17 protein-coding genes, 1 tRNA gene, 2 rRNA genes and 1 other annotated feature are annotated in these 21049 nt (G+C 53.7%); of the genes, 8 read left to right on the forward strand and 12 right to left on the reverse strand.

Annotated features, from left to right (window positions below):
* Nucleotides 1-67: 67 nt before the first annotated feature.
* The 6 genes from ACW9E7_RS14910 to rluD all read right to left on the reverse strand — a co-directional run bounded on the left by ACW9E7_RS14910 (nt 68) and on the right by rluD (nt 9697).
* A 23S ribosomal RNA gene (locus tag ACW9E7_RS14910) occupies nt 68-2972 on the reverse strand.
* 183 nt (nt 2973-3155) lie between these two features.
* A tRNA-Glu gene (locus ACW9E7_RS14915) sits at nt 3156-3231 on the reverse strand.
* An 85-nt stretch (nt 3232-3316) separates the two neighbouring features.
* Nucleotides 3317-4858, reverse strand: a 16S ribosomal RNA gene (locus ACW9E7_RS14920).
* The 16S and 23S rRNA genes sit together here with 1 tRNA gene alongside, the layout of an rRNA operon.
* A gap of 427 nt (nt 4859-5285) precedes the next feature.
* Nucleotides 5286-7859, reverse strand: coding sequence for an ATP-dependent chaperone ClpB (clpB, locus tag ACW9E7_RS14925; RefSeq protein ID WP_045909253.1), 2574 nt, complete (start codon nt 7857-7859; stop codon nt 5286-5288).
* A gap of 129 nt (nt 7860-7988) precedes the next feature.
* Nucleotides 7989-8720 (reverse strand): purine nucleoside phosphorylase YfiH, encoded by a 732-nt coding sequence (yfiH, locus tag ACW9E7_RS14930; RefSeq protein ID WP_458727997.1) that lies wholly within the window; start codon nt 8718-8720, stop codon nt 7989-7991.
* Nucleotides 8717-9697 (reverse strand): 23S rRNA pseudouridine(1911/1915/1917) synthase RluD, encoded by a 981-nt coding sequence (gene rluD / locus ACW9E7_RS14935; RefSeq protein ID WP_111964900.1) that lies wholly within the window; start codon nt 9695-9697, stop codon nt 8717-8719. The genes yfiH and rluD overlap by 4 nt, the downstream gene beginning before the upstream one ends.
* 131 nt (nt 9698-9828) lie before the next feature.
* Here rluD and bamD point away from each other — a divergent pair, with 131 nt between their 5' ends.
* The 4 genes from bamD (at nt 9829) to pheA (ending at nt 12603) form a co-directional block, all read left to right on the forward strand.
* Nucleotides 9829-10566 carry an outer membrane protein assembly factor BamD gene (bamD, locus tag ACW9E7_RS14940; RefSeq protein WP_023308867.1) on the forward strand — a complete coding sequence of 246 codons (738 nt, stop codon included), beginning with the start codon at nt 9829-9831 and terminating at the stop codon, nt 10564-10566.
* Nucleotides 10567-10834: 268 nt separating this feature from the next.
* Nucleotides 10835-11176 carry a ribosome-associated translation inhibitor RaiA gene (gene raiA, locus ACW9E7_RS14945; protein WP_003863162.1) on the forward strand — a complete coding sequence of 114 codons (342 nt, stop codon included), beginning with the start codon at nt 10835-10837 and terminating at the stop codon, nt 11174-11176.
* A gap of 110 nt (nt 11177-11286) precedes the next feature.
* Nucleotides 11287-11412: a sequence feature (Phe leader region), on the forward strand.
* On the forward strand, nt 11288-11335 hold the full coding sequence (pheL, locus tag ACW9E7_RS14950) for a pheA operon leader peptide PheL (protein WP_100249759.1): 48 nt from the start codon (nt 11288-11290) through the stop codon (nt 11333-11335). Its footprint overlaps the feature before it by 48 nt.
* Nucleotides 11413-11442: 30 nt before the next feature.
* Nucleotides 11443-12603 carry a bifunctional chorismate mutase/prephenate dehydratase gene (gene pheA / locus ACW9E7_RS14955; protein WP_021242003.1) on the forward strand — a complete coding sequence of 387 codons (1161 nt, stop codon included), beginning with the start codon at nt 11443-11445 and terminating at the stop codon, nt 12601-12603.
* On the opposite strand, the gene ACW9E7_RS14960 is transcribed toward pheA, so the two are convergent.
* Genes ACW9E7_RS14960 through aroF form a run of 3 tightly spaced genes read right to left on the reverse strand, consistent with a single transcriptional unit; the run spans nt 12600 to nt 15735 of the window.
* Nucleotides 12600-13472, reverse strand: a complete 873-nt coding sequence (locus ACW9E7_RS14960; protein WP_133294953.1) for an SMP-30/gluconolactonase/LRE family protein — start codon at nt 13470-13472, stop codon at nt 12600-12602. The two genes, pheA and ACW9E7_RS14960, sit on opposite strands and share 4 nt — an antisense overlap.
* Nucleotides 13473-13532: 60 nt before the next feature.
* Nucleotides 13533-14654: a bifunctional chorismate mutase/prephenate dehydrogenase gene (gene tyrA, locus ACW9E7_RS14965; protein ID WP_133294954.1), complete on the reverse strand. Its 1122-nt coding sequence runs from the start codon at nt 14652-14654 to the stop codon at nt 13533-13535.
* Between the two features lie 10 nt (nt 14655-14664).
* Nucleotides 14665-15735 (reverse strand): 3-deoxy-7-phosphoheptulonate synthase AroF, encoded by a 1071-nt coding sequence (gene aroF, locus ACW9E7_RS14970; RefSeq protein WP_111964897.1) that lies wholly within the window; start codon nt 15733-15735, stop codon nt 14665-14667.
* Between the two features lie 214 nt (nt 15736-15949).
* Here aroF and ACW9E7_RS14975 point away from each other — a divergent pair, with 214 nt between their 5' ends.
* From ACW9E7_RS14975 to ACW9E7_RS14990, 4 genes are all read left to right on the forward strand, one after another.
* Nucleotides 15950-16324, forward strand: a complete 375-nt coding sequence (locus ACW9E7_RS14975; RefSeq protein WP_115876094.1) for a DUF2799 domain-containing protein — start codon at nt 15950-15952, stop codon at nt 16322-16324.
* 138 nt (nt 16325-16462) lie between these two features.
* The gene (locus ACW9E7_RS14980; protein WP_458727998.1) at nt 16463-17014 is read left to right on the forward strand and encodes a YfiR family protein; all 552 of its coding nucleotides are present in this window, start codon (nt 16463-16465) and stop codon (nt 17012-17014) included.
* Nucleotides 17007-18227 (forward strand): diguanylate cyclase DgcN, encoded by a 1221-nt coding sequence (gene dgcN / locus ACW9E7_RS14985; RefSeq protein WP_288460791.1) that lies wholly within the window; start codon nt 17007-17009, stop codon nt 18225-18227. Before ACW9E7_RS14980 ends, dgcN begins: the two co-directional genes overlap by 8 nt.
* A gap of 12 nt (nt 18228-18239) precedes the next feature.
* Nucleotides 18240-18725 (forward strand): OmpA family protein, encoded by a 486-nt coding sequence (locus ACW9E7_RS14990; protein ID WP_115876096.1) that lies wholly within the window; start codon nt 18240-18242, stop codon nt 18723-18725.
* Between the two features lie 2 nt (nt 18726-18727).
* Here ACW9E7_RS14990 and ACW9E7_RS14995 read toward each other — a convergent pair whose 3' ends face one another.
* The 3 genes from ACW9E7_RS14995 to rplS all read right to left on the reverse strand — a co-directional run bounded on the left by ACW9E7_RS14995 (nt 18728) and on the right by rplS (nt 21022).
* A complete protein-coding gene (locus ACW9E7_RS14995; RefSeq protein WP_458727999.1) occupies nt 18728-20098 on the reverse strand; it encodes a PepSY-associated TM helix domain-containing protein in 1371 nt (456 codons plus the stop codon).
* 39 nt (nt 20099-20137) lie between these two features.
* A complete protein-coding gene (locus ACW9E7_RS15000) occupies nt 20138-20542 on the reverse strand; it encodes a DUF2946 domain-containing protein (protein WP_111964891.1) in 405 nt (134 codons plus the stop codon).
* Between the two features lie 132 nt (nt 20543-20674).
* Nucleotides 20675-21022 (reverse strand): 50S ribosomal protein L19, encoded by a 348-nt coding sequence (gene rplS, locus ACW9E7_RS15005; RefSeq protein ID WP_002914145.1) that lies wholly within the window; start codon nt 21020-21022, stop codon nt 20675-20677.
* Nucleotides 21023-21049 lie beyond the last annotated feature (27 nt).

Raw genomic sequence — 21049 nt, forward strand, 5'->3', positions numbered from 1 at the left:
AATTCTGTTAAATCTGTATCAAAGCTAAAAATATCGCGTCTCTTCGCCAAAACACCTTCGGCGTTGTAAGGTTAAGCCTCACGGTTCATTAGTATCGGTTAGCTCAACGCATCGCTGCGCTTACACACCCGACCTATCAACGTCATAGTCTTTAACGTTCCTTCAGGAGACTTAAAGTCTCAGGGAGAACTCATCTCGGGGCAAGTTTCGTGCTTAGATGCTTTCAGCACTTATCTTTTCCGCATTTAGCTACCGGGCAGTGCCATTGGCATGACAACCCGAACACCAGTGATGCGTCCACTCCGGTCCTCTCGTACTAGGAGCAGCCCCCCTCAATTCTCCAGCGCCCACGGCAGATAGGGACCGAACTGTCTCACGACGTTCTAAACCCAGCTCGCGTACCACTTTAAATGGCGAACAGCCATACCCTTGGGACCTACTTCAGCCCCAGGATGTGATGAGCCGACATCGAGGTGCCAAACACCGCCGTCGATATGAACTCTTGGGCGGTATCAGCCTGTTATCCCCGGAGTACCTTTTATCCGTTGAGCGATGGCCCTTCCATTCAGAACCACCGGATCACTATGACCTGCTTTCGCACCTGCTCGAGCCGTCACTCTCGCAGTCAAGCTAGCTTATGCCATTGCACTAACCTCCTGATGTCCGACCAGGATTAGCTAACCTTCGTGCTCCTCCGTTACTCTTTGGGAGGAGACCGCCCCAGTCAAACTACCCACCAGACACTGTCCGCAACCCGGATCACGGGTCTACGTTAGAACACCAGCCATTAAAGGGTGGTATTTCAAGGACGGCTCCACGCAGACTGGCGTCCACGCTTCAAAGCCTCCCACCTATCCTACACATCAAGGACCAGTGTTCAGTGTCAAGCTATAGTAAAGGTTCACGGGGTCTTTCCGTCTTGCCGCGGGTACACTGCATCTTCACAGCGAGTTCAATTTCACTGAGTCTCGGGTGGAGACAGCCTGGCCATCATTACGCCATTCGTGCAGGTCGGAACTTACCCGACAAGGAATTTCGCTACCTTAGGACCGTTATAGTTACGGCCGCCGTTTACCGGGGCTTCGATCAAGAGCTTCGCGTTGCCGCTAACCCCATCAATTAACCTTCCGGCACCGGGCAGGCGTCACACCGTATACGTCCACTTTCGTGTTTGCACAGTGCTGTGTTTTTAATAAACAGTTGCAGCCAGCTGGTATCTTCGACTGATTTCAGCTCCACCCGCAGGGGCTTCACCTACATATCAGCGTGCCTTCTCCCGAAGTTACGGCACCATTTTGCCTAGTTCCTTCACCCGAGTTCTCTCAAGCGCCTTGGTATTCTCTACCTGACCACCTGTGTCGGTTTGGGGTACGATTTCGTGTTACCTGATGCTTAGAGGCTTTTCCTGGAAGCAGGGCATTTGTTACTTCAGCACCGTAGTGCCTCGTCATCACACCTCAGCGTTAATAAGGTACCGGATTTACCTGGAACCTCCGCCTACATGCTTAAACCGGGACAACCGTCGCCCGGCTAACATAGCCTTCTCCGTCCCCCCTTCGCAGTAACACCAAGTACAGGAATATTAACCTGTTTCCCATCGACTACGCCTTTCGGCCTCGCCTTAGGGGTCGACTCACCCTGCCCCGATTAACGTTGGACAGGAACCCTTGGTCTTCCGGCGAGCGGGCTTTTCACCCGCTTTATCGTTACTTATGTCAGCATTCGCACTTCTGATACCTCCAGCATGCCTCACAGCACACCTTCAACGGCTTACAGAACGCTCCCCTACCCAACAACACATAGTGTCGCTGCCGCAGCTTCGGTGCATGGTTTAGCCCCGTTACATCTTCCGCGCAGGCCGACTCGACCAGTGAGCTATTACGCTTTCTTTAAATGATGGCTGCTTCTAAGCCAACATCCTGGCTGTCTGTGCCTTCCCACATCGTTTCCCACTTAACCATGACTTTGGGACCTTAGCTGGCGGTCTGGGTTGTTTCCCTCTTCACGACGGACGTTAGCACCCGCCGTGTGTCTCCCGTGATAACATTCTTCGGTATTCGTAGTTTGCATCGGGTTGGTAAGCCGGGATGGCCCCCTAGCCGAAACAGTGCTCTACCCCCGAAGATGAGTTCACGAGGCGCTACCTAAATAGCTTTCGGGGAGAACCAGCTATCTCCCGGTTTGATTGGCCTTTCACCCCCAGCCACAAGTCATCCGCTAATTTTTCAACATTAGTCGGTTCGGTCCTCCAGTTAGTGTTACCCAACCTTCAACCTGCCCATGGCTAGATCACCGGGTTTCGGGTCTATACCCTGCAACTTAACGCCCAGTTAAGACTCGGTTTCCCTTCGGCTCCCCTATACGGTTAACCTTGCTACAGAATATAAGTCGCTGACCCATTATACAAAAGGTACGCAGTCACACCACGAAGGTGCTCCCACTGCTTGTACGTACACGGTTTCAGGTTCTTTTTCACTCCCCTCGCCGGGGTTCTTTTCGCCTTTCCCTCACGGTACTGGTTCACTATCGGTCAGTCAGGAGTATTTAGCCTTGGAGGATGGTCCCCCCATATTCAGACAGGATACCACGTGTCCCGCCCTACTCTTCGAGTTCACAACCTGTGTGCTTTCGTGTACGGGACTGTCACCCTGTACCGTGCGACTTTCCAGACGCTTCCACTAACACACAAGCTGATTCAGACTCTGGGCTGCTCCCCGTTCGCTCGCCGCTACTGGGGGAATCTCGGTTGATTTCTTTTCCTCGGGGTACTTAGATGTTTCAGTTCCCCCGGTTCGCCTCGTTAACCTATGTATTCAGTTAACGATAGTGCAACGAATTGCACTGGGTTTCCCCATTCGGACATCGCCGGGTCAAAGGTTCATATCACCTCGCCGGCGCTTTTCGCAGATTAGCACGTCCTTCATCGCCTCTGACTGCCAGGGCATCCACCGTGTACGCTTAGTCGCTTAACCTCACAACCCGAAGATGTTTCACTTCTGATTGCGAAAATTTGAGAGACTCGAACACACCATTAAAGATGTGTCGTTTCAATTTTCAGCTTGATCCAGATTTTTAAAGAGCAAATATCTCAAACGTGACTCGTAAGTCAGTTTTGAGATATGACGGCAGGTGACTTTCACTCACGAACCAGCAAGTGGCGTCCCCTAGGGGATTCGAACCCCTGTTACCGCCGTGAAAGGGCGGTGTCCTGGGCCTCTAGACGAAGGGGACACTGAAGTCTCAATCGCAAGACGCCTTGCTATTTACTTTTCATCAGACAATCTGTGTGAGCACTACAAAGGCAGGTTCTTTAAGGTAAGGAGGTGATCCAACCGCAGGTTCCCCTACGGTTACCTTGTTACGACTTCACCCCAGTCATGAATCACAAAGTGGTAAGCGCCCTCCCGAAGGTTAAGCTACCTACTTCTTTTGCAACCCACTCCCATGGTGTGACGGGCGGTGTGTACAAGGCCCGGGAACGTATTCACCGTAGCATTCTGATCTACGATTACTAGCGATTCCGACTTCATGGAGTCGAGTTGCAGACTCCAATCCGGACTACGACGCACTTTATGAGGTCCGCTTGCTCTCGCGAGGTCGCTTCTCTTTGTATGCGCCATTGTAGCACGTGTGTAGCCCTACTCGTAAGGGCCATGATGACTTGACGTCATCCCCACCTTCCTCCAGTTTATCACTGGCAGTCTCCTTTGAGTTCCCGGCCTAACCGCTGGCAACAAAGGATAAGGGTTGCGCTCGTTGCGGGACTTAACCCAACATTTCACAACACGAGCTGACGACAGCCATGCAGCACCTGTCTCAGAGTTCCCGAAGGCACCAATCCATCTCTGGAAAGTTCTCTGGATGTCAAGAGTAGGTAAGGTTCTTCGCGTTGCATCGAATTAAACCACATGCTCCACCGCTTGTGCGGGCCCCCGTCAATTCATTTGAGTTTTAACCTTGCGGCCGTACTCCCCAGGCGGTCGACTTAACGCGTTAGCTCCGGAAGCCACGCCTCAAGGGCACAACCTCCAAGTCGACATCGTTTACGGCGTGGACTACCAGGGTATCTAATCCTGTTTGCTCCCCACGCTTTCGCACCTGAGCGTCAGTCTTTGTCCAGGGGGCCGCCTTCGCCACCGGTATTCCTCCAGATCTCTACGCATTTCACCGCTACACCTGGAATTCTACCCCCCTCTACAAGACTCTAGCCTGCCAGTTTCGAATGCAGTTCCCAGGTTGAGCCCGGGGATTTCACATCCGACTTGACAGACCGCCTGCGTGCGCTTTACGCCCAGTAATTCCGATTAACGCTTGCACCCTCCGTATTACCGCGGCTGCTGGCACGGAGTTAGCCGGTGCTTCTTCTGCGGGTAACGTCAATCGACAAGGTTATTAACCTTATCGCCTTCCTCCCCGCTGAAAGTACTTTACAACCCGAAGGCCTTCTTCATACACGCGGCATGGCTGCATCAGGCTTGCGCCCATTGTGCAATATTCCCCACTGCTGCCTCCCGTAGGAGTCTGGACCGTGTCTCAGTTCCAGTGTGGCTGGTCATCCTCTCAGACCAGCTAGGGATCGTCGCCTAGGTGAGCCATTACCCCACCTACTAGCTAATCCCATCTGGGCACATCTGATGGCAAGAGGCCCGAAGGTCCCCCTCTTTGGTCTTGCGACGTTATGCGGTATTAGCTACCGTTTCCAGTAGTTATCCCCCTCCATCAGGCAGTTTCCCAGACATTACTCACCCGTCCGCCGCTCGCCGGCAAAGTAGCAAGCTACTTTCCGCTGCCGCTCGACTTGCATGTGTTAGGCCTGCCGCCAGCGTTCAATCTGAGCCATGATCAAACTCTTCAATTTAAGTTTGATGCTCGTGAATTAAACTTCGTAATGAATTACGTATGTTCACTCAGAGACTTGGTATTCATTTATTGTCCGAAGACATTAAGAATCCATGTCACTTTGAGTGCCCACACAGATTGTCTGATAAATTGTTAAAGAGCAGTGCCGCTTCGTTTTCGCTGCGGCGCGGGGTGTGCATATTACGCTTTCCCGCTTCAGAGTCAAGCGTTTATTTTCGCTATTCTCTGCTGACCCGGCGGCGTGTGCGCCGTTGTTCCGTGTCAGTGGAGGCGCATTATAGGGAGTAATTCTGAACCTGCAAGGATAAAGTGAAATTTATTTACTGACTGCTCACTTTCCAGGCAAAACCGACTCCAGACCTCAATTTTCGCCTGGTTTTTAAACAAAAACGAGCCGCAAGCGGCTCGTTTTTGCGTTTTGTGACTTACTGCACTGCCACAATGCGATCGTCGTTGGCTTCCAGACGGATAACTTTGCCAGGAACCAGCTCCCCGGAGAGGATCTGCTGCGCCAGCGGGTTTTCGATCTGCTGCTGGATAGCGCGTTTCAATGGACGCGCACCGTACACCGGATCGTAACCGTTCTTACTCAGCAGCTTCAGCGCATCGTCGGAGATGTGAATTTCATATCCACGCTCTTCCAGACGTTTGTACAGACGCTGCAGCTGGATCTGCGCAATCGACGCAATGTGTTTCTCACCCAGAGGATGGAATACCACCACTTCATCAATACGGTTGATGAACTCCGGACGGAAGTTATGGCTTACCACACCCAGCACCAGATCCTTCATGTGGCTGTAGTCCAGTTCACCGAAACGTTCCTGAATCAAATCGGAACCCAGGTTCGAGGTCATAATGACAACCGTATTACGGAAGTCGACCGTTCTCCCCTGCCCGTCGGTCAGACGACCATCATCCAGCACCTGAAGCAGGATGTTGAACACATCCGGATGCGCTTTTTCCACCTCATCCAGCAGGATGACGGAGTAAGGACGACGGCGCACCGCTTCCGTCAGGTACCCACCTTCTTCATAACCCACATATCCCGGAGGCGCCCCGACCAGACGCGAGACGGAGTGTTTCTCCATAAACTCGGACATGTCGATACGCACCATCGCATCGTCGCTGTCGAACATAAAGTTAGCCAGCGCTTTGCACAGCTCGGTTTTACCGACACCGGTCGGCCCCAGGAACAGGAACGAACCAATCGGACGGTTTGGATCGGACAGCCCTGCACGGCTACGACGAATAGCATTCGATACCGCTTCAACCGCTTCGTTTTGACCAATCACACGATTGTGGAGATCGTTCTCCATGCGCAGCAGTTTTTCACGCTCGCCTTCCAGCATGCGCGCCACGGGAATACCGGTCCAGCGCGCCAGGACTTCCGCGATCTCGGCATCCGTCACTTTATTACGCAACAGACGCATCGTTTTACCTTCTGACTGCGTCGCTATCTCAAGCTGTTTTTCCAGCTCAGGAATTTTGCCGTACTGCAGTTCTGACATTCGCGCCAGGTCGCCCACGCGTCGCGCCTGCTCAATGGCAATTTTTGCCTGTTCGAGTTCAGCTTTAATGGTCTGCGTACCGGAAAGGGAGGCTTTCTCGGCTTTCCACTCTTCCTCCAGCTCAGAATACTGGCGCTCTTTATCGTCCAGCTCTTCATTGAGCATATCGAGGCGTTTCTTACTGGCTTCATCAGACTCTTTCTTCAGCGCCTGCTGTTCCAGCTTGAGCTGAATGATGCGTCGGTCGAGTCGGTCCAGCTCTTCCGGCTTCGAGTCAATCTGCATACGAATGCTCGACGCCGCTTCATCAATCAGGTCGATCGCTTTATCCGGCAGCTGACGGTCAGCAATATAACGATGCGAAAGCGTCGCCGCCGCAACGATGGCCGGGTCAGTGATCTGTACATGGTGGTGCAGTTCATAGCGCTCTTTCAGACCACGCAGGATCGCGATGGTATCTTCAACGCTTGGCTCGGCAACAAACACTTTCTGGAAACGACGTTCCAGCGCAGCATCTTTCTCAATATACTGACGGTACTCATCCAGCGTAGTGGCACCGACGCAGTGAAGTTCACCGCGCGCCAGCGCAGGTTTCAGCATGTTCCCGGCATCCATCGCGCCATCCGCTTTACCCGCGCCGACCATGGTGTGCAGTTCATCGATAAACAGAATGACGTTGCCTTCCTGCTTCGCCAGGTCGTTAAGCACGCCTTTAAGGCGCTCTTCGAACTCGCCGCGGTATTTCGCACCGGCCACCAGCGCGCCCATATCCAGCGCCAGTACGCGACGGCCTTTCAGGCCTTCCGGCACTTCACCGTTGACAATACGCTGCGCCAGCCCTTCAACAATCGCAGTTTTACCGACACCCGGTTCACCTATCAGCACCGGGTTGTTCTTGGTACGACGTTGCAGTACCTGAATGGTACGACGAATTTCTTCATCACGGCCGATCACCGGATCAAGTTTGCCCTGTTCAGCACGCTCGGTCAGATCGACCGTAAATTTCTTCAAAGCCTGACGTTGGTCTTCGGCTCCCTGATCGTTCACGCTTTCACCTCCGCGCATGTTCTCAATCGCCTGAGTCACGTTGGCGGTGGTCGCACCGGCAGATTTCAGCAGGTCGGTCAAGGTACCGCGTGATTCAAGCGCCGCCAGAACAAACAGCTCTGACGAAATAAAGTTGTCCCCACGTTTTTGCGCCAGCTTGTCGCAAAGGTTCAGGACGCGCACCAGATCCTGCGACGGCTGAACGTCGCCGCCGGTCCCTTCGACCTGCGGTAAACGGCTCAGCGCCTGATCGATAGCGGTGCGTAACTGGCCAGCATTAATGCCAGCGGACGTTAATAAAGGACGTACCGATCCCCCTTCCTGATTCAGCAAGGCGCTCATTAAATGAAGAGGTTCGATAAATTGGTTGTCGTGCCCCAGTGCGAGGGACTGGGCATCGGCGAGAGCAAGCTGGAATTTATTAGTAAGACGATCCAGACGCATAACTCCTCCCATAACAGGTCAAATTTGCTACTGGAGATTAAATGAGGTCATCCCTCAATTATTCAAGGTTAATGACCTGAATTATGTGAAAAGAAAACGGCACGTGCCGGATCGTCTTGATTCTTTAGGTTATATCAGCCAAATGAAACTTGCCATACGGCCCGTCGTCTTGTCGCGGCGATAAGAGAAAAAATCATCCTTTTCGGTGAATGTACAGCGATCGCCGCCGAAGATCTGCGTTATGCCGACGCTGTTCAGCCGCTGACGAGCAAGCTGGTAAATATCGGCCAGATATTTATCTCCGGAAGGCAGGAAGGCGTCCACCGCTTGCGGATCTTTAACCATAAAGGCTTCGCGAACCTCCGGCCCCACTTCAAAAGCGCGAGGACCAATGGCCGGGCCAAGCCAGGCCATAATATTGGCGGGCTCATCCTTAAAGCAGGCGACGGTTTCTTCCAGCACGCCTTCACACAGTCCACGCCAGCCCGCGTGTGCTGCAGCCACCTCGGTGCCTGAACGGTTACAGAAAAGCACCGGCAGACAATCGGCGGTCATTACGGCACAAACGGTTCCCGGAGTATTGCTGTAAGAGGCATCAGCACGTTTAGAAGCATAGGGTTCTCCCGACAACTTCAGCACCGCCTTGCCATGAACCTGTTCCAGCCAGACCGGTTTTGAAGGCAGGTTCCCCGCAGCAAACAGACGCCTGCGGTTCTCTTCCACGTGTTCCAGGTTATCGCCACAGTGTGCGCCGAGGTTCAACGACTCCCACGCGCCCTGGCTAACACCGCCAGTGCGGGTTGAACTGCAGGCAGCCACGCCGGCAGGCAATGGCCACTCCGGGACAATCAGTTTGGTCATAACCAGTCCACTTGATCCTTATGTTCTTCGAAATCAACACGCATCGCGTCAATAAGGTCCACCATATCCTGCGGGATAGGCGCATGCCACTCCATCTGAATGCCGGTGATCGGATGGTAAAGGCGCAGCATGGTCGCGTGTAGCGCCTGACGGTCGAATTTACGCAATACGCTGATGAACTCATCCGACGCGCCCTTAGGCGGACGTGGACGACCACCGTAGACCTGATCCCCCACCAGCGGATGGGTGATGTGGGCCATATGCACACGAATCTGGTGAGTACGCCCGGTCTCCAGACGCAGACGCAGACGCGTATGAATGCGGAAATGCTCCATAATGCGATAGTGCGTCACCGCCGGTTTACCCATCGGATGCACCGACATATGGGTTCGCTTGGTCGGGTGACGGCTGATAGGCTCTTCTACCGTCCCGCCAGAGGTCATATGCCCAATGGCTACCGCCTCATACTCACGGGTGATTTCGCGCAGCTGCAGCGATTCTACCAGACGGGTCTGCGCAGGAACGGTCTTCGCCACCACCATCAGACCGGTAGTGTCTTTATCCAGACGGTGCACGATGCCCGCGCGCGGAACATCCGCGATCGGCGGATAGTAATGGAGAAGTGCGTTAAGTACCGTACCGTCAGGGTTCCCCGCGCCCGGATGAACAACCAGGTCGCGCGGCTTGTTGATCACCAGAATGTCATCATCTTCATAGACGATGTCCAGTGGGATATCCTGCGGCTCGAAGCGGATTTCCTCTTCGATTTCAGCATTGATGGCGACAGCTTCCCCACCTAACACTTTCTCTTTTGGTTTGTCCCAGATTTTGCCGTTTACCATCACGCGCTGGTCAAGGATCCATTCTTTTATGCGTGAACGCGAATAATCAGGGAACAATTCGGCCAATGCCTGATCTAAGCGTTGACCGAGCTGATTTTCGGAGACTGTTGCGGTGAGTTCTACTCGTTGTGCCATAAACTGCTTCTTCGTTTAACGTTGGGTTTTACGGCTTTGCCGTTTAATATAGTGTGCTATTGTAGCTGGTCTTAATCGGGAGCAGGAACAGAGTTTCTCCCGGACAAACATTTGAGGAAAGTCAAAACGTCATGACGCGCATGAAATATCTGGTGGCAGCGGCCACGTTGAGCCTGGCTTTGGTGGGCTGCTCCGGTTCAAATGAACAGGTCCCTGACAATCCGCCGAATGAAATCTATGCGACTGCACAACAAAAGTTGCAGGACGGTAACTGGAAACAGGCGATAACGCAACTGGAAGCGTTGGATAATCGCTATCCATTTGGTCCGTATTCGCAGCAGGTACAGTTAGATCTCATCTACGCATACTATAAAAATGCCGATCTGCCGCTGGCTCAGGCAACCATCGATCGTTTCATGCGTCTGAACCCGACTCATCCTAACATCGACTACGTGATGTACATGCGCGGCCTCACCAACATGGCGCTGGACGACAGTGCGCTGCAGGGCTTCTTCGGCGTGGATCGTTCCGACCGTGACCCGCAGCATGCGCGTGATGCCTTCAATGACTTCTCCAAGCTGGTGCGCGGCTATCCAAACAGCCAGTACGTGACTGACGCCACCAAACGTCTGGTGTTCCTGAAAGATCGTCTGGCGAAATATGAATACTCCGTGGCGGAATATTATACCCGCCGTGGCGCATGGGTTGCCGTGGTTAACCGCGTAGAAGGTATGCTGCGCGATTACCCGGATACTCAGGCAACGCGCGACGGCCTGAAGCTGATGGAAAATGCTTACCGTCAGATGCAGATGACCGCTCAGGCTGAAAAAGTGGCGAAAATCATCGCCGCGAACAGCAGCAACACCTGATTTTGCCTCAATGCAAAACGGCAGCCCGCAGGCTGCCGTTTTTTTATTCGTTTCTGAGCATTGCTGAAGCGCCTTAGCCTCAACACATCCTGTCAACTATGGCCCCAATTTATGCCTTCTACAAGGTAAATCTCACCTCTTCCTGCCCTGCCTCACAAAAAAGATTCCCTGACAAAAACCGACAAAATAACGTGATATAAATCACACATTTTGACATTGGGTCGGGTATGCTGGAATCACCAAGACGGAAAGACAAGAGGTAAAATTTATGACAATGAACATTACCAGTAAACAAATGGAAATTACTCCGGCAATTCGCCAGCACGTCGCAGACCGTCTCGCCAAACTGGATAAATGGCAAACTCATTTGATTAATCCACATATCATCCTGTCCAAGGAGCCGCAGGGTTTCATCGCTGACGCAACTATCAATACTCCAAACGGCCATCTGGTCGCCAGCGCAAAACACGAGGATATGTACACAGCTATTAACGATTTGATCAACAAGCTGGAACGGCAGCTCAATAAAGTGCAACACAAAGGTGAAGCCCGTCGCGCCGCAACGTCGGTGAAAGACGCCAGCTTCGCGGAAGAAGTTGAAGAAGAGTAATCCTTTAAATTGAGTGTACCGCCAACGCGCCTTCGGGCGCGTTTTTTGTTTTTTATTGACAGGGTGAAAACAGTACAGGTACTTTAACGGTATCAATCGCAGGATGACTTTATGAAACTTACGCCGTTCTTCTTCGCATTCTTTTTTACCTTCCCCTGAACGGGAGGCGTTTCGTCGTGTGATAAAGAATGCGAAGACGAACAACAAGGCCTCCCACACCGGGGGGCCTTTTTTATTGATAACGATAAGATGAGACAGGCAACACTATGACACCGGAAAACCCGTTACTGGATCTGCGAGTAAAAATCAGCGCGCTGGATGAGAAACTGCTGGCGCTGCTGGCCGAACGCCGCGCCCTTGCCGTTGAAGTAGGCAAAGCCAAGCTGGACTCCCATCGTCCGGTCCGTGATATCGACCGCGAGCGGGATCTTCTGGAACGTCTCATTCAGCTCGGCAAAGCGCATCACCTCGATGCCCACTACATAACCCGGTTGTTCCAGCTCATCATTGAAGACTCCGTTCTGACCCAGCAAGCGTTACTCCAGCAGCACCTCAATAAAACCAATCCACACTCTGCGCGTATCGCCTTCCTGGGACCGAAGGGCTCTTATTCTCACCTGGCCGCACGTCAGTACGCTGCACGCCATTTCGAAGAATTTATTGAGAGCGGCTGCGCGAAGTTTGCCGACATTTTTAACCAGGTCGAGACCGGCCAGGCGGATTACGCCGTGGTGCCGATTGAAAACACCAGCTCCGGCGCCATCAACGACGTCTACGATTTGCTGCAGCACACCAGCCTGTCGCTGGTCGGCGAGCTGACGATCCCTATCGATCACTGCGTACTGGTCTCCGGCTCAACGGACCTGAACACGATCGAAACGGTTTACAGTCATCCGCAGCCGTTCCAGCAGTGCAGCCAGTTCCTGAACCGCTATCCGAACTGGAAAATTGAGTACACCGAAAGCACCTCGGCGGCGATGGAAAAAGTGGCGCAGGCTAATTCCCCCACCGTCGCGGCGCTCGGCAGCGAAGCGGGCGGCGCGCTGTATGGCCTGCAGGTGCTGGAACGCAACCTGGCAAACCAGACGCAAAACATTACCCGCTTCGTGGTGCTGGCCCGCAAGGCAATCAATGTGTCTGACCAGGTACCGGCCAAAACCACGCTGCTGATGGCAACCGGCCAACAGGCCGGTGCGCTGGTTGAAGCCCTGCTGGTGCTGCGTAATCACAACCTGATCATGACCAGGCTGGAATCACGCCCAATCCACGGTAACCCGTGGGAAGAGATGTTTTACCTCGACATCCAGGCCAACCTGGAGTCCGCTTCCATGCAGAAAGCTCTCCGCGAGCTGGGCGAGATCACGCGTTCCATGAAGGTGCTGGGCTGCTACCCGAGCGAAAACGTCGTGCCGGTCGATCCAATCTAACGTTCGATAAAGCGGCTTTTCTTCATCCCTGCCACGCTCACCGGCAGGGTGAAGATAGCTCCGGAGAGAGGATATCTCGCCACCTCCTCCGCATCCATATTTTCCCGTGTGGTAGTAATAAACAGCGTTTTCATGTCATCGCCGCCAAAGCAGACCATCGTCGGGCAACGTACCGGCATGCGATACTCTTCCAGCTGCTCCCCTTGCGGTGAAAAACGCGCGATGCGCCAGCCGTCAAACAGCGCGCTCCAGTAGCAGCCTTCCACATCCATCGCCGCGCCGTCAGGTATCCCCTCGCCCTCTTTAAACTGACGAAACACCTCTCGCTTACCCGGCTCGCCCTGCTCATCAAGCGGGGTACGGTAAATAACACCGTTGGGCGTGTCTGAGGTAAACATCCACTGCTTATCAGGGCTAAACGCTAAGCCATTGTGACCGTGAATATCGCACTGGATCACCTTCGGCGTCAGGTCGTTGTCGATGCGCATCAGCAGGGCGCCGTTGTAATCTCCCGGTCCCCAGAACGTACCCGCATAGAACCGGCCCTGGTGATCGGTACCTCCATCGTTAAAACGCGCCAGCTGCGGGTTAGAGGGGTTATCACACACCTTGCGGCGCAGCAGGCCGTGTTTATCGGTCAGCCAGATACCCGTTCTCATCGCAACGATAAAACCACCCTGCTCGCGCAACGCGAAACAGCCCACCTCCTCGTGGAAAGAGAGTACGGTATGTTCCGCCGTCGGCAGATGGTAGCGGTGGATCTCTCCTTCCAGAATATCGGCCCAGTAGAGCGCCTGCTCTTCGGCGCTCCAAGTCGGGCATTCAGGCAAATGCCCGGTGTAATTCAACAGCAGCTGCGGTTCGGCCATGACAGTTCCCCAAAATGAAAAAAGCCAGCATTGCTGGCTTTCAGTATATACATCATCGCATTACTGGCGACTGTCATTTGCCTGGCGCAATAAAGTCCGACTCTCATTCTGGAAACGCTGCGCGTAATCGCCAAACCAGTGTTCGACCTTGCGGAAGCTATCGATAAACGCCTGCTTATCTCCGTGCTCCAGCAGCGTAATGGCTTCACCAAAGCGCTGATAGTAGCGCTTGATCAGCGCCAGGTTGTTTTCAGAGGACATAATAATGTCCGCGTACAGCTGTGGATCCTGCGCAAAGAGACGCCCGACCATCGCCAGCTCAAGACGATAGATAGGTGAAGAGAGCGCCAGAAGCTGTTCAAGCTGTACGTTCTCTTCCGCCAGATGCAGACCGTAGGCAAACGTGGCAAAGTGGCGCAGCGCCTGAATGAACGCCATGTTCTGGTCGTGCTCAACCGCGCTGATGCGGTGCAGTCGTGCCCCCCATACCTGAATCTGTTCCAAGAACCACTGATAGGCTTCCGGCTGACGACCGTCGCAGTAAACCACCACCTGCTTAGCAAGGCTGCCGCTGTCCGGGCCAAACATCGGGTGCAGACCCAGCACCGGACCCGTATGAGCAGCCAGCATTGCCTGCAGCGGACCATTTTTGACGGAGGCCAGATCCACCAGGATGCAATCTTTCGGTAAAGGAGGCAGCTTCCCGATGATTTGCTCCGTCACGTGGATCGGCACGCTGACGATAACCATCCCGGCATCTTTCATGAGTTCCGGAGCATGCGCCCAGTCCTCTTTTTCCAGAATGCGCACCTGATAGCCAGAAAGCGTAAGCATCTTTTCAAACAGGCGCCCCATCTGCCCAGCACCGCCGACAATCACGACCGGACGCAGGGTCGGACAGAGGGTTTTGAAGCCCTTGTCGTTTTCACTGGAATAGGACTCCCGCATCACGCGACGCAGAACATCTTCAATCAAATCCGGCGAAACGCCCAGCGCCTGCGCCTCTTTACGGCGGGAGGCGAGCATAGAGGCTTCGCGCTCCGGGACGTAAATCGGCAGGCCGTATTTGCTTTTCACCTCACCGACTTCGGCAACCAGCGACATGCGTCGCGCCAGCAGATCCAGCAGCGCCTTATCCACTTCATCAATTTGATCGCGCAGTGCGGTCAATTCAGCAACCATAACTACCCTCTTAAGCCAGACGCGTCGCCAGCTGGCCGTTTAAATCTTTATGGATCTCACGCAGCAGTGCATCGGTAGTCTCCCAGCTGATGCAGGCATCCGTCACGGAGACGCCGTGCTTCATGGCACTGCGCGGTTGTTCAGATGACTGATTGCCTTCATGAATGTTGCTCTCAATCATCAGACCGATAATCGAACGATTGCCATCTTTGATCTGTGCGACCACGGATTCCGCAACCGCAGGCTGGCGACGGTAATCTTTATTCGAGTTACCATGACTGCAATCTACCATCAGTGCCGGGCGCAGTCCCGCCTGCTCCATCTCTTTTTCACACTGGGCCACGTCCGCCGGGCTGTAGTTAGGGGCTTTACCGCCGCGCAGGATCACGTGGCCGTCCGGGTTACCCTGCGTTTGCAGGAGGCATACCTGGCCTGCCTGGTTGATACCGACGAAACGGTGCGGCATGGCGGCAGCGCGCATGGCATTAATCGCCGTCGCCAGGCTGCCATCGGTACCGTTTTTAAAGCCAACCGGCATCGACAGGCCAGACGCCATCTCGCGGTGGGTTTGCGATTCCGTGGTACGCGCGCCAATCGCGGACCAGCTGAACAGATCGCCCAGGTACTGCGGGCTGTTCGGATCCAGCGCTTCGGTTGCCAGCGGCAGCCCCATGCTGACCAGCTCCACCAGCAGGCGACGCGCAATCTTCAGGCCTGCTTCCACATCAAACGAGCCATCCATGTGCGGATCGTTAATCAGCCCTTTCCAGCCGACGGTAGTACGTGGCTTCTCAAAATAGACGCGCATCACCAGATAGAGGCTATCGCTGACCTCCTCCGCTAATGCTTTAAATCGACGAGCGTACTCAATGGCGGTTTCAGGATCGTGAATGGAGCAAGGACCACACACCACCAGCAGGCGCGGATCGCGGCCGGCGATGATATTTGAGATGGTCTGACGCGAGTGCTCAATCTGAGCCTCCTGCGCGACGCTCAGCGGAAATTCTGCTTTCAGTTGATCCGGGGTAATTAAAACCTGTTCGTCAGTGATATGTACGTTGTTCAGCGCGTCTTTTTGCATGATGGCGATCCTGTAAAGCTCATTTGCGATAGTTGTTTTCCTCAATGAGGTGAAACCACGATACCATAAAAAGTAAACATTTCAATCCAAAATACGTACACATTACTTTACACGAGCCAATTTATTGCAAAAATCAGACGTCAAAAACGTAAAGTTTAAATTACAGACATATATTCTTAAGCCAGGCTATGCTGAAGAAAAAAGGAGAATGGCTATGCGTTCAATTGCTCTCATGCTGTTGTCGCTGTTTTTAACGGGCTGCCAGATCAATCCTTATACCTTCCAGCCCGACTGGACCAGTCCCTCCTGGTTTGATGCAGGTAAAGAAGACGCCATGAATGGCCTGCCGGTTAAAGATAACCAGACCCTGGCCGATAGTTTTAACGACACCCACGTTGATCGTAGTGAATATCTTCGCGGCTACGCTGACGGCCAAAAGAAAGTCTGCGAAGAAGGGTTTATTCATGCCTGGGGATTAGCGGGCAAATCTTTCCCTGCCAGTTGCGATACTGCCGAAAACGCGACAAAACTGCGTGCGTCATGGCAGGAAGGGATGGATGAAAGTATGCGTTCCAGCAGACTTAATTAAGTCTATTTTTATCCACCGAAAAATAAACAACTGTAGGATTTAGCTTAGGTTGGCCTGATGCTATTTCTGACATAATGACGGCTCTGATAAACAATGGTATTCTGCCCGCAACTCTCAAGGACATCTATTTCCGGAGCGATGTGGCGGATTCTGGTGAGAAATTTATTCTTGATCTCTTTTTTCCGACTCACTCTGGTGTTAATGCTGTTCCTTATGGTGGGCCCTGCGGCGGCAGGCACGCTTACGGAAACGGATAAATCGGTACGCTCGATTGTCTCAGGCATTGTGAGCTATACGCGATGGCCGTCACTTTCCGGGCAGCCTAAACTTTGCGTCTATGCCACTTCTCACTATACGCACGCGCTCAGCGGCGACGAAGGGCACAACGAGTTACCCTATACTCCCGTTATTGTACGTAACGATCGGGAAGCCCTGGCCGCGACGTGTGATGCGATTTATTTCGGGTCTGAATCACCGGCAAAACAACTTGAATTAATAAGTCAATATCAGGGCAGAGCGTTGCTATTAATCTCAGAGCAAAATCCGGAATGTGTAATTGGCAGTGCCTTTTGCCTGATGATCGATCGCGGCCAGGTACGGTTTTCCGTCAACCTGGATGCGTTGACGCGCAGTGGCGTAAGAGTCAATCCGGATGTATTAATGCTGGCACGGAATAAGCAGCATGGATAAAGATTTCACTTCAACGCCACGTCCGACGTTTAAAAGAACGTTGAGGCGAAACAGCATGATAAGCGTCATTATCACAATGACGTTAATATGGCTGTTGCTCTGTTTTGCTTCCGTCGTGACGTTAAAACAATATGCGCAAAAGAACCTCGAATTAACCGGCGCCACAATGAGCCACAGCCTGGAAGCTTCGCTGGTTTTCAACGACTCGCTGGCGGCCAACGAAACGCTTGCAGCCCTGGGCAAACAGGGGCAGTTTGCCGCGGCGGAGGTGATTAACGCGCATAAAAAGCGGTTTGCCTACTGGTCATGGAACCCGGAAGATAACAACGACACGCTGGGCGCACTGGTCAGCCGCTGGCTTTTCCCCGTACCGGTTGCGCAGCCCATCATGCATAACGGCTTAAGGATCGGCGAAATCCGCCTTACCGCGCGTGACAGTTTGATCAGCCACTTCATCTGGACGTCGTTTGCCGTACTTACCGGCTGCATTCTCTTTGCCGCCGTCGTCGCGCTTATCATTACCCAGTCTTTGCATCGTGGGATGGTTATGGCCCTGCAGAACATTACCGACGTCGTGCATGACGTACGCACAAACCGCAACTTCTCCCGCCGGGTGAAAGACGGGCGTATCGAAGAGTTTCACCAGTTTGGCGAAGACTTCAACAGTCTTCTGGATGAAATGGAAGAGTGGCAGCTGAAACTCCAGGCGAAAAACGCCCAGCTGTTGCGGACCGCCATGCACGACCCGCTCACCGGTCTTGCCAACCGCGCAGCGTTTCGTAACAGCATTGCGGCCTTAATGAACGACCCTTCAGCCAGAACAAACTCGGCCTTGCTCTTCCTCGACGGTGATAACTTTAAGTTTATTAACGACACCTGGGGCCACGCGGCAGGAGACTGCGTGCTGATCGAAGTCGCCAGCAGGATGATGGAGTTTGGCGACAAACGTCATCAGTCTTACCGTCTTGGCGGTGACGAATTTGCCATGGTGCTGTACGGCGTTCACTCTGAGCTTGAGGTTCAACACATTTGTGCTGCGCTTTCGCAGCAGTTTATTCGTCCGTTTGATCTTCATAACGGGCAAAAAGCATCGATGTCATTCAGCATTGGCTTTGCTCTGGCGTGGGAAAATGCTTCCGTGGAAGCATTACTGGAGAGGGCTGACCGCAATATGTACCAGGTTAAAAACCAGCGTACGAAAACAATAAGTTAGAAAGGATACACTATGTTAAAACGTTACTTCGCGCCGTTAGTACTGGCCTCACTGGTTCTGGCAGGCTGTCAGTCGCCGCCGGAAGGAAAATTCACTCCTGAGCAAATTGCGGCGATGAAGTCTTACGGTTTTAACGAACTGAACGGTGACTGGTCGCTTGGCATGTCGGACACCATCCTGTTTGATAAAAATGACGCCAGACTGCGTTCTGAGAGTGAAACGCAGATCCAGTCCATGGCCTCTCGCCTGGCTGAAACCGGCCTGACCCATGCGCGAATGGACGGTCACACGGATAACTACGGGGAAGAAAGCTACAACGAAGCGCTGTCGTTAAAACGCGCCAACGCCGTGGCCGATGCCTGGGCAAAGGGGGCAAATATCCCGCGCAGCAATCTCACCACGCGAGGATTAGGTCAAAAATACCCGGTGGCGAGCAACAGTACCCCGCAAGGGCGCGCTGAAAACCGCCGCGTCGCAGTGGTGATCAGCACGCCATAGGGTTATTTAGCGGATGATTCGGCGAGCGTCACCCTGGTTGCCGCTCGCCAGCGCAGCCAGTCCACCAGAATAAACAGCGCCAGACTCACGCCCATCACCGGCAGGGCCAGCCCCAGCAGTACGCTGATTATCAGCGTAACCCCTCTTCCCCATCCTGACAGCGCAAGCCAGCTCTGACAAAGCGTCTGTACCGGACTCACTGCCGATTGCGCAGGACGACGCATCCACCACATCCGGTATCCCCAGATAATGAGCACGCACAGGGCGAGGCCGAACGCCACGAGCAGCAGCTGATTTGCCAGGCCGAATAAGATCCCCATATGGAAATCCACGCCCCAGCGGGTCAGTTTTGCCATTAACGGGAAATCCTCGAATCGGGTTCTGTCCATGACCTGCATCGTATGGGGATCTACCGCAACGGCGTCCACCTGGGTCGGCCAGCTGCGATCGATTTCCGTCACGGTCCAGGCACGATCCATTGTTTTCGCCGGGCGGATCTCCAGCTTGCTGGCATTAATCCCCGCGTTACGCGCCGCGCTTAATACCCCGTCAAACTGCGTCAAATCCATCGCCATTTCCGGCATCATCATCCCACCGTGATGACCGCGATGTTCGGCATGTTCATCCATAACCTCATGTTGGCCGGATAGCGTCGTGTTCACCTGCGGGGTGAGCCAGTTCATCTCTGCACGCAGCTTATCCACGTTCCCGCCAGCCCACTGGGACCACGTCAGGCCGGTTGCGGAGAACAGCAGCATTCCACCCAGCAGAACCCAGCCCAGCGTCACGTGCACCCGACGCCGGTTCTGGAAGTGATTGTTGATCCGCCGTTTGGGTCGGGTATAAAACCACAGGGCAACACCGCCCAGCGCTGCAACCCACATCCACGAGGCCGCAAGCTCGCTGTAGAGGCGCCCAATGTCGCCCAGCATCAGGGACGTATGCAGGTAATCAATAGTCTGACGCAGCGGTAAAATCCCGCTGGTGCCGTATACCGTCATATCTCCCAGTACCGTCAGGCTTACCGGATCCACGAAGATAGCGCGGTTCTCCGATGACCCAAGTTTCGGGTCAGCGAACATCACGCGGGTGGTTTCGCCTTCAGCCAGCCCCGGACGAACGGCGTGCAAACGTAAATCTGATCCAACGGTTTTTTCCGCCACGGCGATTTGTTCGGCCAGAGGCTGCGGCTCGCCAACGGAATCCGCGTGGAGCGCGTGTCGGTAGAGCGCATTCTCCAGCTGCGGGGTCGCCACATACAGCGTCCCGGTCAGCGCGGCGAAGAAGATAAACGGGCCGACAAACAGCCCAACGTAGAAATGAAGGCGACGCAGCAGGTTTCCCCATGCCGCGCGCGAGGTGCAGGTAGTCATACTTTTCCTTTTTAAGGCAAAAAGTTATCGATTTTGTTTTTAAAGGGAAAAAGCAGACTGCCGCGGCGGCGCGCGGGTATCCGGGTAAAGCCAGGGGAAGAAGTGCCAGTGGTTGACCGCCTGACGCGGCGGCTTAACGCGAAGCCTCTGCAGCACCACGCTGAGCAGGACGATCAGCGCCAGCATCACGCCAGGGACATGCGCTAACAGCACGCAGTAGCCGCACGCTTCCGCATGGTCGACAGGCATCGAGTGCGGCATATCGCCGTGATGCTCGTCCATCGACATCATGCTCATGTCATGATGCATGCCCGGCATGGCGCTCATGGGATCTTTCTGCAACGAGACGGAGATCAGCGGCGCCACCACGATCAGCAGGATCGCAAACAGCGCGATCAATGCCGCTGCGCGTTTCCGGTCAGGCTGATGCAGTACGTTATCCACTTCCCCTCCACTCAAGAGGCAAGCATTGTAAATGATTTATGACGAAAGGGTTAACTCGAGAGGTGCGATGGGATAAAAAAAGGGCCAGCCTTTCGGCCAGCCCTTTCTAACAGGATGTCGCTTAAGCGAATCTTAGTTCAGACGCTCTTTAATACGAGCAGACTTACCAGTACGCTCACGCAGGTAGTACAGTTTAGCTTTACGTACAGCACCACGACGTTTAACAGCAATGCTGTCAACTACCGGAGAGTGAGTCTGGAAGACACGCTCAACGCCTTCGCCGTTGGAAATTTTACGAACAGTGAATGCAGAGTGCAGACCGCGGTTACGAATAGCGATAACCACGCCCTCGAATGCCTGCAGACGTTTTTTGGAACCTTCAACAACCCATACTTTCACTTCCACGGTGTCACCTGGACGGAAGGAAGGTACGTCCTGCTTCATCTGCTCTTGTTCAAGTTGCTTAATAATGTTGCTCATAATTTAATCTCTTATCCTGGGTAAACT

It is taken from the genome of Enterobacter sp. H2G27 (assembly GCF_054403075.1).